This window comes from Maribacter sp. HS (assembly GCF_048059195.1).
Taxonomy (GTDB): Bacteria; Bacteroidota; Bacteroidia; order Flavobacteriales; family Flavobacteriaceae; genus Maribacter; species Maribacter dokdonensis.
Map to the genome: position 1 here is coordinate 21,317 of NZ_JAYLVV010000011.1, position 13,740 is coordinate 35,056.

Genomic DNA, 13,740 nt, shown 5'->3' on the forward strand with positions numbered 1-13,740 from the left:
TTAATTGATACTATCGTTGGCATCTATTTTAACGCCATTTTCGTCTAACTTCATTTTAAACGATTCTCCATTATCGTTTACGTCGATGTTAATGCCATTTTCGTTAATGATGATCTTGCCTTTTTCGCCGTTATCGTTAATGTTGATGTCAATGCCGTTCTCGTTGATATTTATACGGTTAGAGCCATTGTGGTCTTCGTCATCGTTCATTTTAATATACTCAGGGCAATCAAGACATTCAAGTTCTCCGTTATTGTTCATTTTCCATAAGTATCCCTCTAAGCCGTCTGTATCCCTATCCGTATTTGCCGTGGTAATCCAGCTTCTAGAATTGGTTTGCTCATAAGTTAAGATGGTACCTACCGGTAAAAATATACTTACACGAACTTCTTGGTCTTTAAACTTAGGACCTTGCGTGGTCAAATAATCATTCAATGAGATGGTATTTCCGCTTACCTCATATTCGTATAGTATTTGACTTGCGATATCCTTTGCTTCTCTATTGGAAGGACCGTCCGCTTCTTTTCTGATCTGAACCCTAACTAACGAATCTTTGGATTTACGAATTCTAAACCTTACATCATCTGAAACCAATATTTTATTACCGGCCTCATCGTAAGAGATAAAGGTATCTCCCATATGCATATCCTTTTCATAATCGTACTCGTCAGTAGATACTAATCTAATGTTCAAAGTATCTGTAGGTATTACGTTCGTAATCTCATCTTCAATAGAAGTGCTACCGGTATAGGCGTGTGAAGCTGCTTCTCTTATACCAAAAATGATCAGTAGTATAATTGAAATCAACCATAAGCCTAATAGCGCAAACTTGGCAACCGTTCCAATAGACTTTAAGTTGTTCACTAAAATTTTCAACCCTAAATACATTAAGAAAAAGAACGGAATTCCGATGGCAAAAAATGCTAGTAATGAAACTACCCAAATTGGCATGTTGGTAGAATTGACCACATTGTAAAAGTCAATGCCCGGTACATGAATTATGTCTAGTATACCCACGGTGAACATACCCACAAATAGACCAATTAAAGTGGTTGCACCAATAATTACTAAAAGTATACCAATTAATTTGCCAAAGATCTTAAATAGAAACATAACAATATCTCCAAATGTGTCAAAGATTGTTTTTCCTCCTTTTTTGACGGTATTGCCTACTTTTTCATAGTCAACACTTTTTACACGATCCGCAACGTCATCAAAACCCTCTTTAACTTTACGTTCAATATTGCTGATATTGACAGTTTCCCCGCTCATGTCCAATTTTTGGGCCGTAGTTTTAGCTTCAGGTATAAGAATCCAAAGTAAACCGTAAATAAAGATAAAGCCGCCCCATGTGAAAATGGTCAAGAAAATCCAAAGTAGACGGATCCATAATGGGTCAATGTTGAAATAGTGTGCTAAACCGGCAGAAACCCCGGCAACATATTTTTTCTCGGTGTCTCTATAAAGTTTTTTCACCTTGTTCTGAGATGAAGTGGTTTTAGCCCTTGGCTCGTCTTCAAAGATATCCTCATCAACCATATAATCTTCTGGTTGTCCCATAATGGCAATAACTTCATCTACCTCTTTTTTGGTAATGACTTGTCTTTCGTTTTCAAGTTTATCATGAAAAAGCTCGGCAATTCTTGCTTCTATATCAGCAATGATCTCATCGCTACCAGGTGTATTGGCAAAAGATCGTTTTACCGATTCTAAATACCTACGCATTATATTGTATGCCTCTTCATCTATATGAAAGAGCATGTTCGCTAAATTTATATTTACTGTTTTGTTCATGATTAGCTGTTTTTTGAGTTGGTTACTAGGTTGGTTGCTTTTCTTAATTCGTCCCAGGTAGTATCCAGTTCCTTAAGGAAAAGTTTACCGGTTTCGGTAAGTGTATAATATTTTCTTGGCGGTCCAGATGTAGATTCTTCCCAACGATAGTTCAGAAGACCCGCATTTTTTAATCTGGTCAGTAGTGGGTAAATAGTTCCTTCCACTACTAGCATTTTAGCATCTTTTAGCGTTTTTAAGATTTCTGAAGCATACTTGTCTTCCCCATTCAAGATGGACAGGATGCAATACTCCAAAACCCCTTTTCGCATTTGCGCTTTTGTATTTTCTACGTTCATAATGTCTTTTTGCTTTTTATGCAGTCCCGCTTTTGGAGGGGATTGCTCCATTGTTTCTGTCGTCTGCATAGGTTAACTGTTCGTTTTTTGTTCGATGAATAAACATGTTGATCGATTGATTGTTTTGACTGTGATTAAACAGGTTTTAATTGATTGATGAATAAACTCCTACGGGTGTGATGAATACCCTGATATATATTGACTGATTCACTTATTTTATAAATTTAATACTTAACGGATATTCAAAAACTTCGCCTTCATTGGTCTTGATCGTCGCAAGAATGGTATATACTATATTGATGATGAATAGGGCAGATTGTGCCAATCCAAGTAACCCAACGGGTATCATCCATGGACCAAAAAAATCATCTGAGTCGAAATGAAAATTGATGTTATTGAAGCTATGAACGTTCACTAAGCCAAAATTGTCAAAGTCAAAAATATTAGGTAAGAATCCACCTAGGAAAAACGGAATACTTACCATACCTACAAGAATAGAGTAGAGTAATATGCTAATTTGAAAGTTCAATGCTTGTTTGCCATTATGGTCCACAAACTCATATTCTTTTTTATTTGCCGTCCACAATACGAGCGGAATGATGAAGTTTCCGAACGGAATAAAGAATTTAGAAAACGTACTGGCATGTATTAGTGCAGAGAGGTTTCTTTCGTGTTTTGTTACTGATTCTGTCATGATTGCTTCGTTGATGATGATGATTGATTTTAATACTATGTAAAAGCCAATTACTTTGATTACCTATTAACTTCCTATGCAAATATATGTCTAAAAAAAGGTACTATGTAACGCATAGTACTAATATTTAACAATATTTTAACATTTTAGAATAGTCTAAATAAATACTACTTTTGGTAAAAAAAATAGACAATATGGCGGTAACAGCTAGTAAATTCAATATGTTTTCATTTTTTAAACTACCTGCAGCTTGGTGGTGCGGAGTACGTTTAAGAGAAATAGATAAAAATAGGTCTGCAGTGACCGTTACCCACCGTTGGATCAATCAGAATCCGTTTAATTCTATGTTTTGGGCAGTACAGGGTATGGCTGCAGAACTATCTACCGGAGCAATGATGATAGACCAAATTGAAGCAACAGGAAAGAAGATTTCTATGTTGGTCGCTAATAATAAGGCTAACTTTTCTAAAAAAGCTACCGGTAAAATAACGTTTACCTGTGAGGACGGACACTTAATTAAAGAAGCTTTGGAAAAGACCATTGCAACTGGAGAAGGACAAACCATTTGGATGAAATCTGTTGGTGTTAATGAAGACGGGGTAGTGGTAAGTACTTTTGATTTTGAATGGACGGTAAGGTTGAAACAGAAAAAGTAGTTTCAATGAAAAGAGCAATAAGATTCAAAGAGACTCAGAAGTTTACCCAATGGTGGTTGTGGTTGATCATACTTGCTCCAATACTATTATTTGTAATAGGTAAGGTAATAACTATTATAAGTTTATGTACAGATCAAATTCCTAATGCTTCCGGTAATATTAGCATTTCATGGATATCGGGTAGGTTATCTATTGTTCAATTTATCTGCGTCCTAGTTTATGTAGCTACCATTTTATTTTTGGCATTATCAAAACTTAAAGTAGTGGTTTCAGATAAGGATATAAAAATTCGTCATCTATTATTTTTTAGTAAAGTCATTGATTTAAATGAAGTAGTAGAACAACAGATCGTTAATTATGATTTTGTAGGGTATGGTATCAGAAAAACTAAAAAGTACGGTACAGTTTATAATGTTAAGGGTAAAGAAGGAGTCGCCCTAACATTGACCAATGGTGAAAAATACCTTATTGGCTCGCAAAAGACCGAAGAATTTTTAAAATCTCTTTTAAAATAATTCGGTTTAGTTGTAACAAAAGTACTTCTGCTAGCAACTAATTAGCATCAATCAAAAACAATATAGAAATGAACGCACACGAAATAGATTACGAGATTTTTGGAGAAGAAATGCAATATGTTGAAATAGAGTTAGATCCACAAGAGGCAGTAGTAGCCGAAGCAGGAAGCTTTATGATGATGGATACCGATATTAAAATGAATACCATTTTTGGTGATGGTAGCAATCAAGACAATAGTGTTCTTGGTAAAATTTTCTCGGCAGGTAAACGTATGCTTACGGGAGAAAGTCTATTTATGACGGCATTTTTAAATATTGGTCAAGGTAAAAAACAGGTAAGTTTTGCCTCTCCATATCCAGGTAAAATTTTGCCAATTGACCTTTCTGAAATGGGCGGACGCTTTATTTGTCAGAAAGATGCCTTTTTATGCGCTGCAAAGGGTGTATCTGTCGGTATTGAATTTTCTAAGAGATTAGGTCGTGGACTTTTTGGAGGTGAAGGTTTTATTATGCAAAAGCTTGAAGGAGACGGAATGTCCTTTATACATGCAGGTGGTACGTTGGCAAAGAAAACCCTTGGTCCTGGTGAGGTACTAAAAGTAGATACGGGATGTATTGTTGGCTTTACAAAAGATGTGGACTATGATATAGAATTCGTTGGTGGTATTCGTAATACGGTTTTTGGTGGTGAAGGCTTATTCTTCGCAACCCTTCGCGGACCCGGCACAGTCTATATTCAGTCCTTACCTTTCAGTCGTTTAGCAGGAAGAGTTTTGGCATCAATACCAAGAGGAGGAAAAGATAAAGGAGAAGGTAGTATTCTTGGGACTTTAGGAGATATTGTTGGTGGCGATACTAGGTTTTAAAAATTATGGACAGGGTACTGGGTACAGGGTACAAGGTACAAAGTATTAAGTACGAAGTCTAAAGTTAGAAGCGTGAAAATAGAGTATAGAGTGTAGAAAATAGACTTGATAGGAGATATATTATTTAGCAAAGCTAAGCTTACTAAATGGAAGCTATTATGAAATAAGAATTACTAGAACAACTACTAATATAATATCTCAGTACCTAAATATTTATTACTTAATACTAAAAAACGCGAAGCGTAATAGCCAAAAGCCAAAAACCAGTAGAAGAAATTATTAAGTACAAAGTATGTTAATTAGAATTTGAACTTGAACTTGAATTTTGAGCTTGAGTTTGTATTTTAATTTTCCAACAACCAACAACCAACAACCAACAACCAACAACCAGCAACCAGCAACCAGCAACCAGCAACGAGCAACGAACTTATGAGTTTCAAAAATCAGATAGACTTCCTAAAAGAATTACAACAAAACAATTCAAAGGAATGGATGGATGCCAATCGTAAATGGTACAAACAGGTACGTGATGAATATATAGACTGGTTAGATAGTATGAATAGGAGACTATCGGCTATTGATGACGAGTACTATGATACTCCAGGTAAAAAGGGAATAAATCGTATCAATAATAATCTTATGTTTCATCCCAATAAACCTATTTACAAAGACCATTTAGGAGCGGGGTTTGACAAGAAACCAAAAACTGCCGATTTCTATTTTGAGTTGGGTATAGACCGTTGCATTTTTGCGGGAGGATTATGGAGACCGGAGCCAAAAGTATTGCGTAGTGTTCGTGAAGCCATTGATTATGATGGAGAAGAATTGGTGAAAATATTAAATAAGAAATCCTTTAAAACCCGTTTTGGTGACCTCTATGAAGATGCTAAACTGACCAATGCACCTAAGGGGTTCGCCAAAGATCATAAACATATAGAATTGCTTAAAAACAAAACCTTTGCCGTATTCCAAGAGTTTAGTACTAAGGAAACCAACAAAGCTAAGTTTGATGATGAATTAATAGCAGCTTATAAAGAAATGCTACCATTTAGGCGTTATTTGAATAAGGCCATTACCGTGTAATTATTTCGCATCTGCTGCCGGAATCCACTTAGGTTTTAAATCTGGCTGTGCCATAGTGCTATCCAATGGAAACATAGGTCTTTTAATTCTCTTATAACCTAATCTATTTAAATCTTGGTCCACTCCGCCGGGAGTAAGTGCCATGGTCCAATCGCCACGCATATCATAAAGTTCAGGAACCAAGTAACCAATTTTTACGACTACAATATCCGTGTTTTTGGGGTCCAAGCCTAAATTGGTAAAATCACTTAAAAGATGGTAGGGTTTGCGTTTTTTGGTCACGATGACATCAATATTACCAACCTTAACAACTACTTCTATCTCAGCGTTAACATCACCTTCTTTAATAGCGGTAACGGTACCTTCTAACGTTAGGGGTCCTGCAAATCTATCATCCACGGCAGCGCCTGCTTCAGCTTTAATTTTACCACCAATTCCTATTTCTAACGCTTTTTCTACAAACTCAGGTCCCGGAATGGAAGCATAAATAAGAGAGGTTCCGTTTTTAGACTTAAATTCCGGTCTGGCCAAAAGCTCTTTCAATGTCCAAGTTACATCACCTGCACCGCCAGCAGTAGGATTATCGCCCATATCACTGATCATATAAGGTTTCTTTTCACTGGCCAAAGCAAGTTTTAAGCTTTCATCTAGCGTGGTAGTAGGTGCAACAAATTCAAATTCGTTACGCACATCCCAAAAATTTTGTGCCAATTTCTCAGCTCCTTCGGCAACTTTTTCCTTATCATCTCCGGTCACCATTACAACAGCGTGGTTACGGGGTTCATCTGCCCAGGCATAGCCGATCCATATGGCGGCATCAATAACACCTTCTTGATTGGCAACGGTAGGAACTTTTGCGTATAAACTCTTACCGGGCTCTATACGCGTACTTGTTTTTTCTCCGGGTAATAAAATAGGTACAGGTACCCAAGCCTTAAAGGCGGGTTTACCTTTGCCACTTTCAAGTCGGTCAATTAAATTAGTAACCGCTCTTCTTTTAGATTTAATAGCATCTTCATGCGGTGCCATACGGTAGCACGTTATTAAATCCGTATGTTTTGCCAATCGTTCAGATACGTTACCGTGCAAATCCATAGATGTAGAAATAAGTACATCATCACCTATTACTTCACGAATACGCATTATAAGGTCACCTTCAGGGTCATCTAATCCAACCACACTCATTGCGCCATGTATGTCAAAAAAGAGTCCGTCATATGGTTTGTTTTCTTCTAGCATTTTCAAACTTTTACCAACCAAAGATTCGTAGGCTTCTCGCGTTACCGTTCCACCTGGTAGCGATTTCCCCACAAGTGTTGGTACCCATTGCGCTCTTTTTCTATTTATAGAATCTGGCTGTAAAAAGGGATATCTGGTGAAAACCGAATCACCTACTTTAGCATGAAAGGCTTCCTCAGTAGAAAGGGCAGGTGAAAAGGTGCTACTTTCAATGCCCAAACCGGCAATGGCAATTTTTGGTAAGTTCTTAGTTTCAGTATCTTTTTTTTCTTCATTGCAAGAAGTAGCTAAGCTAAGTAATAGAACGGCGTAAAGGTATAAATGCTTCAAAATCAAAGGTTGTTTGGTTTGTCATGAAAAGATACTGGTTCATAGGGCATATTAGCAAGAGTTTTTGCTAAATAACCTTTTCTAAGCTATTAATGTAAGTATTGGAAAGACCTAGTTTATTTCTTCACATTTTAAAACGTACTGCTTTATCTTTATAATCACAATTTAAAACGGCTATTGATTTGAAAAATGGAGGCATAAAGAATGTAAAAAGAGAAATACTTTCTGATAATTGGTATATTTTAAATAAATACACCTATGACTACCAAAAGCCAGATGGTAGTTGGGAAACCCAGGAAAGAGAGGCTTATGATAGGGGTAATGGTGCTGCCATTTTATTGTATAACTCTAAAAAAAAGACGGTGGTTCTTACCAGGCAATTTAGAATGCCTACCTATGTTAATGGTAATAAAGACGGAATGATGATCGAAGTTTGTGCCGGGCTTTTAGATGGCGATAACCCTGCAGATTGTGTACGAAAAGAAACTGAGGAAGAAACCGGATATAAGATCAAAAATGTGCAAAAAGTTTTTCAAACCTACATGTCGCCCGGTTCAGTTACCGAAGAGCTGTTTCTTTTTGTGGGAGAATATGATGATAGTATGAAGGTAAGTGATGGTGGTGGCGCAGAAGATGAAACCGAAAACATTGAAGTCTTAGAATTGAATTTTGATGAAGCTATCACCATGGTTTCAAAGGGGGAAATTAAGGATGCCAAGACAATTATGTTATTGCAATATGCAAAATTGAATGGGTTAGTTTAGGCACGGTTTATCGACAAATAGGTATGCAAAATCTCTTTAAAATAGGGTTTGGTGGTGGTTGCCATTGGTGCACAGAAGCCGTTTTTATGGCTTTAAAAGGTGTACATAAGGTAGAACAGGGTTTTATAGCACCTAAAGAAGATCCTGAAAATTTTTCAGAAGCTGTAATTGTGTACTATTATCCTAATTTAATTGCGCTAAAAGATTTAGTTGCCATTCATTTAGATACTCATAGAAGTACCCAGAATCATTCAATGCGCCATAAGTACAGGTCTGGTATTTATTATTTTATGAATAATGAACAAGCTATTTTGAAAGAGCTATTGTCAGCGTTACAATTGGAATTTAAAGAGCCGATTATTACAGGGATATTACCATTTGGGGCATTTAATTCCTCAGAAGAACGATTTCAAAATTACTATTTTAAAGATACCGAAAAGCCATTTTGCAAAACACATATTACGCCAAAAATCCAATTACTTAAAGAGAAATATGCAAAACATGTATCAACAGATGTTTTATGATCAATAGTTGTCCCTAAGTGTTTGTAGCATAAGTTCAAGTTGGGTTCTTTCGTCACTGGTAGCATTTTTATAATGGTTGTTCATAAAACTGAAGATAAGCGTTTTACCAGATTTTGCCAGTAAATAACCGCTTAAGCAGTAATTGTTGCTCAAACTGCCCGATTTGGCAAAAATATACGGTTGGTCTACACCTTTAAATCTATTCTTGAGGGTTCCTGATAAGCCACCGGCAGGAAAAATGGAATATAATCGCTCTTTGGGTACAAGAACAAATAATTCGTTTAAAACGTGCACCATATTTTGTGGGGTAAACAGATTGTAGCGAGATAAACCTGAGCCGTCTACCCATCTTGGAGTTTGCGCTAATTGGTTTAGTTCATGTTCTAAGATATATTCTCTAGCTAAACCACTATTCAAAGTATCCTTTAATGTAGAGGCAGCTAGAACCAATAATTGTTCTGCAATGAAATTATCACTTTCATGCATCATTCTAATGTAGAGTGAATCTGCCTGAATTCCAGGTAAAGTTTGTTTTGTTCCAATGGGCATTTTAGACCTGTTCAAAATAGGCTTGTTCAATGCTTGCTCTAAAATGGCCTTTGTGTTGAGGGTGTTTATAATAAAAGGTATTTCTAAAGTGTCAGCATAATTGGGTGGGTAAAAAAATAGGTTCGAAGTCTCCTTACGGTTTTTGGTATTTCTAATTTGTAAAATACTATCCTTAAAGTATGTGGGCGAAACCAAAAGTGATGTATCCTTGTGTATCATTACCACATTGCCATACAGTGGAAAAGCGTTGCGCTCAGGTGAATAATAATACTGATAATCGTCCCATGCCCAACCTGGTCCAAATTTGGTATCCATGAAATTATCTGTTGCGAATACTAAATTCTTTTTACTTTTTAGAAATTTAAATGCGGTAGAATCTTTTAGATAAGGATGTAGGAATGATGGGTCGCCTGTGCCTTCAAAATACAAGGTGTCGTTACGGTCAATATATTGCAATGCAGGTATTTGGTCCGGGAGTGTTTTTATAGCGGTAAAAAGTGTGAAAATTTTAGTGTTGCTCGCAGGGGTAAAATACTTATGATCATTAAGGCTATATATGGTGTCTTTAGAATTTGCATCAATTACTAAAACACCTGTGAACTGATTTTCATAGAAAGTGGATGATAGACGCTGGTCTAAATTTTTCTTAATGAAAGATTTTTTTGAACCACAGGAGGATACAAGAAAAATAAGTACAATAATAAAAACCAAGTTTTTCATGAATTCGAAAGTACAAAATAGAAATCTTATGATACCCATAAAATTTTAACACGAAGAGTATTACTTTAACTTTTTGTATACAATATTAATTCCGTATTTCTGTTTACCTTTATGCAACAACAAAACCTATTAATCTAACAACAAAATGTCTAAGTCTATGCTAGAGTATAGTAAAACAGTACTTAAAAAGGTTAGTTTTGATACCTTGCTTTTTTGTAAGGAGTTAAAGAAAGCCTTAAAGACGTTATTACCTGAAGAGGTAGAAGAATTGAAAATCTGGTTAGAAAGTTTCATAACGGATAAACCAGAGTTAAAACAAAGTTTAGTTTATTTAAAAGCATAAGTAAGAGCCACGTAAAGTGGCTCTTTTTTTTAAGCAACCAATTGGTGTTTTGTGAGTCTTATTTAAAAAAGTATGATGATTACTAGAATATTTGTTGCCATTAGTTTGCTCTTTTTAATGCAATGTCAAAATGATGACACCGAATTTGACAATACGCCAGTAGACGATACTAGTTTAGTGGGAGAGTGGCTGTTGACGGAATCTTATGTAAGTCCTGGTGGAGCTACCGAATGGCAAGATGTTGATGAGGGTTATCGGTATATTTTTGATGAATTCGGTAATTATGAAAGAACCAACTTTGATAAGGAGACTTTGAATACAGGTAGTTATGAAATAATAGCGCCAGAACTTTATTTGTATTTTATTACCGAAGGAGAAAAAGATACATTAGGTTTTACGGCAGATTTTAACAGTAGCAAGACTAGCTTAACACTATCACCTTCTTACCCTGGCATATGCATAGAAGGATGTTTATACAGATTTATGAAACAATAAATTTATTGGCACCGCCAAAGGGTATAATATCCCGAGGCTTACCTCGAATTTATAAGTTTGTTTCCTTTAAGTGCCTCACGGGCTTGCCCTGAGGTACTTTACTTAGTGAGCGGACTAATAATCTTTACATCTTGAAATGCAATGGCACCGCGAACAATGCCAGTAATAACATCTCTTAAGGCTTCCGTAATTTGAACTTTAAGTTCCTTTTTATGGTATATTAGACTTACCTCCCTTGCCGGTGATGGGTCCTTAAAATATTTTAAATTCTTTTTCTTTGAACTGTCAAGCTCAAGTGTATTTAAATAGGGAAGTAATGTCATACCTAAACCTTCATTAGATAAGTTAATAAGTGTTTCAAAACTACCGCTTTGTAGGCTAAAGTGTTCTCCTCCAATTTTTGGTGCTTTGCACAAATTTAGGACACCTTCCCTAAAACAATGACCATCCTGTAATAACAGTATATCTTCAATATCTAAATCATCCGGGGTTATTTTAGTGCTTTTGCCCAAGCGGTGTTCCATAGGAACATAGCCAACAAATGGCTCATAATATAAAGGTCTTTCTGTAATGAAATCTACTTCTAAAGGTGTTGCTGCAATTGCAGCATCTATGTGGCCATCTTCAATATTTTGAATAAGACTTTCTGTATTTTGTTCTTTGATAATTAGATTTACCTTGGGATATTTCTGAATAAAATTCTTAAGAAACATAGGCAATAAAGTAGGCATTATCGTTGGGATAATTCCCAGAACATAATCTCCGCCAATATATCCTTTTTCTTGCTCTACAATATCTTTTATACGTGCAGCCTCATTTACGATATTCTTTGCTTGATCAACAATTTTTTTACCCACTTCAGTAATGGTTATCGGTTTTTTGCTACGATCAAATAATAGTATATCTAGCTCATCTTCAAGTTTTTGTACCTGCATACTCAATGTAGGTTGTGTTACAAAGCTTTTCTCTGCTGCTAAGGTAAAATTCTTGTGCTCTGCAACCGCTAGAACATATTGTAATTGAGTAATGGTCATGTGTATAGTTTAAAGCTTTAAAATTACTAAAAACCATTATCATGACCTATTACAAGAACTATATGTAAGCTATTTTTATGTTAGAAACGCAATCTTAATTCAAGGTCTTCCGTGGAAACCGTAAATTTAGAGTCTGCAAATGTCGGTGGGCCCATTGGCATTGAATTACCGCTCATGGCATAATCTTCCGTTGGCATTCCGTTAGTGGCAAAATCCATTCGGTTATTGTCATTTTTATCGTGCAATACAGAAAATGCATAATCACCGGGTTGAATATTTTCAAAGGTCAATACTAATTCTCCAGCTTCCGCTTTGTCTTTACTTGTTTTTATGCCTTCTGCTTTCATAAAGGTGTCTTCATTATGAAGTCCGCTTAATACATGTCCTTCACTGTTTAAAACATTTTCAATAACTACTGTTAATGTAATGCCTTCACTATTTTGAGCATTCATGGTTAAGCTCATGGCTAATACGATAATAGAGAATAGTAACTTTTTCATTTTTAAAGGTTTTAAAGATTAATTGATTACTTCAAAGGTGCTTTAAACCTGTATTTTTTGAAAAAGTAGATTACCCAATTGTTTTATTGTAGTACCCAATTGTCGTAATTCAATGCCGATATAAAAATATCGACCATCTAGCGTTTGGTAATGAGGTAGTCTAACCCAAATTTCCCAGAGCCAAAACCCATAAAAAATAGACCTAAGCAGAAAAACATAAAAGTGGGCATAATGTTCCAAGATTGGTCCCACGGTCTAAATGCAATGGTAATGAACATAGTTGTAGTAATAAAAAAAGCTGTAATTCTGGTATTAAGACCTAATAACAATAAAATACCGCCCAATGCTTCGGTTAAACCGGCAGACCAAGCAAAAACTTCTGGCATTAAAGAAAATGGTAATCCAAAATCCTTGGTTAATTCTACAAACCAATCTGATACTTCAAATAATTGAAGGTTCATTGATTTAGGTGTCCAGGGAGTGCCAAATTTGTTGATGGCAAATACGAATGCGAGAAGATAGCCAGTAAATACCCTTGGAATTAAAATGAAGATGTTTGGTAAGAGTGCATCTACTTTAAAAGGGACTATCAATCTCTTTAAAGATGTAAGTTGATAAATCATATTGTTGGTGGTTGATTATCTAAACTTACCTAAAAATTAGTAAAATAAAAATGACTAAAATCAACGGGGATTAGTTCAAAATTTATTATTTTATTTGCTTGCCTAAACTATTTTAATACTATCAATTTTTAAGGTGAAGTCTTCGGCTACTCCGTTTTTTATTATAAAGGCAATTTGAGCCAGAAAATCCCCATGGTAATTTGGCAGTTCTAAGTTATCGCCCCTAAATACAGCTTCCATTTCTTTAAAAGGTATTTGGATCGTTTGCCAATCTTTGGTAGTTTTAAAACTATAGCTATAAGTATGGCGTTGATGTTCGCCAGATTTACATCTAAAGGCATATTTTTTACCATCACCCTTTAATTTGATAACGAATGATGAATATTTTTCAACCGATATGCGATTTATATCATGCTTAATTAGGCAAAATCCGCCATTGTTTTCCAATGAAACATGACCACTGAAAATACCGTTACCATCATCATCAATTTGAATAAGCCCCATGGAAATACCACCCATAACTTCATCATTGACCAAATCCCATTGTTTTCGGTTGCTGGTTTTATTGAAATCAAAAATTGTTACTTCTTCACGCATCATAAGATATTTTAAGGGTGTTCAAATTCAAGTTAAAATTACTTGATAGGCACAAAGGATGGCAACTCTAAAGGTT

17 protein-coding genes are annotated in these 13,740 nt (G+C 35.6%); 8 read left to right on the forward strand and 9 right to left on the reverse strand.

Translation table 11 applies throughout. The features are described 5' to 3' along the window. The 3 genes from VBZ51_RS18375 to VBZ51_RS18385 all read right to left on the reverse strand — a co-directional run bounded on the left by VBZ51_RS18375 (position 1) and on the right by VBZ51_RS18385 (position 2,826). Positions 1-1,794: a PspC domain-containing protein gene (locus tag VBZ51_RS18375; RefSeq protein ID WP_416577892.1), complete on the reverse strand. Its 1,794-nt coding sequence runs from the start codon at positions 1,792-1,794 to the stop codon at positions 1-3. 2 nt (positions 1,795-1,796) lie between these two features. Continuing rightward, a complete protein-coding gene (locus VBZ51_RS18380; protein ID WP_058105659.1) occupies positions 1,797-2,132 on the reverse strand; it encodes a PadR family transcriptional regulator in 336 nt (111 codons plus the stop codon). Between the two features lie 211 nt (positions 2,133-2,343). Beyond that, on the reverse strand, positions 2,344-2,826 hold the full coding sequence (locus VBZ51_RS18385) for a DUF4870 domain-containing protein (protein ID WP_074674321.1): 483 nt from the start codon (positions 2,824-2,826) through the stop codon (positions 2,344-2,346). A gap of 194 nt (positions 2,827-3,020) precedes the next feature. Here VBZ51_RS18385 and VBZ51_RS18390 point away from each other — a divergent pair, with 194 nt between their 5' ends. The 4 genes from VBZ51_RS18390 (at position 3,021) to VBZ51_RS18405 (ending at position 5,946) form a co-directional block, all read left to right on the forward strand. Next, complete coding sequence (locus tag VBZ51_RS18390; RefSeq protein WP_416577893.1) at positions 3,021-3,482, forward strand: DUF4442 domain-containing protein; 462 nt, start codon at positions 3,021-3,023, stop codon at positions 3,480-3,482. A 5-nt stretch (positions 3,483-3,487) separates the two neighbouring features. Then, positions 3,488-3,997 carry a hypothetical protein gene (locus VBZ51_RS18395; RefSeq protein WP_416577894.1) on the forward strand — a complete coding sequence of 170 codons (510 nt, stop codon included), beginning with the start codon at positions 3,488-3,490 and terminating at the stop codon, positions 3,995-3,997. A gap of 68 nt (positions 3,998-4,065) precedes the next feature. Further along, complete coding sequence (locus VBZ51_RS18400; protein ID WP_071339720.1) at positions 4,066-4,863, forward strand: TIGR00266 family protein; 798 nt, start codon at positions 4,066-4,068, stop codon at positions 4,861-4,863. A gap of 429 nt (positions 4,864-5,292) precedes the next feature. Beyond that, a complete protein-coding gene (locus VBZ51_RS18405) occupies positions 5,293-5,946 on the forward strand; it encodes a DUF2461 domain-containing protein (RefSeq protein ID WP_071339719.1) in 654 nt (217 codons plus the stop codon). Here VBZ51_RS18405 and VBZ51_RS18410 read toward each other — a convergent pair whose 3' ends face one another. Then, positions 5,947-7,515, reverse strand: a complete 1,569-nt coding sequence (locus VBZ51_RS18410; RefSeq protein WP_416577895.1) for a M81 family metallopeptidase — start codon at positions 7,513-7,515, stop codon at positions 5,947-5,949. It abuts the gene before it with no gap. A 182-nt stretch (positions 7,516-7,697) separates the two neighbouring features. Here VBZ51_RS18410 and nudK point away from each other — a divergent pair, with 182 nt between their 5' ends. Beyond that, on the forward strand, positions 7,698-8,279 hold the full coding sequence (nudK, locus tag VBZ51_RS18415; protein ID WP_416577896.1) for a GDP-mannose pyrophosphatase NudK: 582 nt from the start codon (positions 7,698-7,700) through the stop codon (positions 8,277-8,279). A gap of 23 nt (positions 8,280-8,302) precedes the next feature. Then, entirely contained in the window at positions 8,303-8,803 is a 501-nt protein-coding gene (locus VBZ51_RS18420) for a peptide-methionine (S)-S-oxide reductase (RefSeq protein ID WP_416577897.1), read from the forward strand. Here the strand turns inward: VBZ51_RS18420 and VBZ51_RS18425 are convergent, their stop codons facing one another. After that, positions 8,804-10,072, reverse strand: coding sequence for a D-alanyl-D-alanine carboxypeptidase/D-alanyl-D-alanine-endopeptidase (locus VBZ51_RS18425; RefSeq protein ID WP_416577898.1), 1,269 nt, complete (start codon positions 10,070-10,072; stop codon positions 8,804-8,806). It lies immediately after the preceding gene. Positions 10,073-10,217: 145 nt separating this feature from the next. Between VBZ51_RS18425 and VBZ51_RS18430 the strand changes: the two genes are divergently transcribed. Both VBZ51_RS18430 and VBZ51_RS18435 read left to right on the forward strand, forming a co-directional pair. Then, on the forward strand, positions 10,218-10,415 hold the full coding sequence (locus VBZ51_RS18430) for a hypothetical protein (protein ID WP_058105611.1): 198 nt from the start codon (positions 10,218-10,220) through the stop codon (positions 10,413-10,415). 75 nt (positions 10,416-10,490) lie between these two features. Next, entirely contained in the window at positions 10,491-10,910 is a 420-nt protein-coding gene (locus VBZ51_RS18435) for a hypothetical protein (protein ID WP_058105612.1), read from the forward strand. Between the two features lie 98 nt (positions 10,911-11,008). On the opposite strand, the gene VBZ51_RS18440 is transcribed toward VBZ51_RS18435, so the two are convergent. The 4 genes from VBZ51_RS18440 to VBZ51_RS18455 form a co-directional block, all read right to left on the reverse strand. Further along, the gene (locus VBZ51_RS18440) at positions 11,009-11,944 is read right to left on the reverse strand and encodes a LysR substrate-binding domain-containing protein (RefSeq protein WP_058105613.1); all 936 of its coding nucleotides are present in this window, start codon (positions 11,942-11,944) and stop codon (positions 11,009-11,011) included. Positions 11,945-12,024: 80 nt separating this feature from the next. Continuing rightward, positions 12,025-12,444: a DUF2141 domain-containing protein gene (locus VBZ51_RS18445; protein WP_058105614.1), complete on the reverse strand. Its 420-nt coding sequence runs from the start codon at positions 12,442-12,444 to the stop codon at positions 12,025-12,027. 137 nt (positions 12,445-12,581) lie between these two features. Further along, positions 12,582-13,067 carry a DoxX family membrane protein gene (locus VBZ51_RS18450; RefSeq protein WP_058105615.1) on the reverse strand — a complete coding sequence of 162 codons (486 nt, stop codon included), beginning with the start codon at positions 13,065-13,067 and terminating at the stop codon, positions 12,582-12,584. A gap of 102 nt (positions 13,068-13,169) precedes the next feature. After that, the gene (locus VBZ51_RS18455; protein ID WP_416577899.1) at positions 13,170-13,667 is read right to left on the reverse strand and encodes a CIA30 family protein; all 498 of its coding nucleotides are present in this window, start codon (positions 13,665-13,667) and stop codon (positions 13,170-13,172) included. Positions 13,668-13,740: the final 73 nt, after the last annotated feature.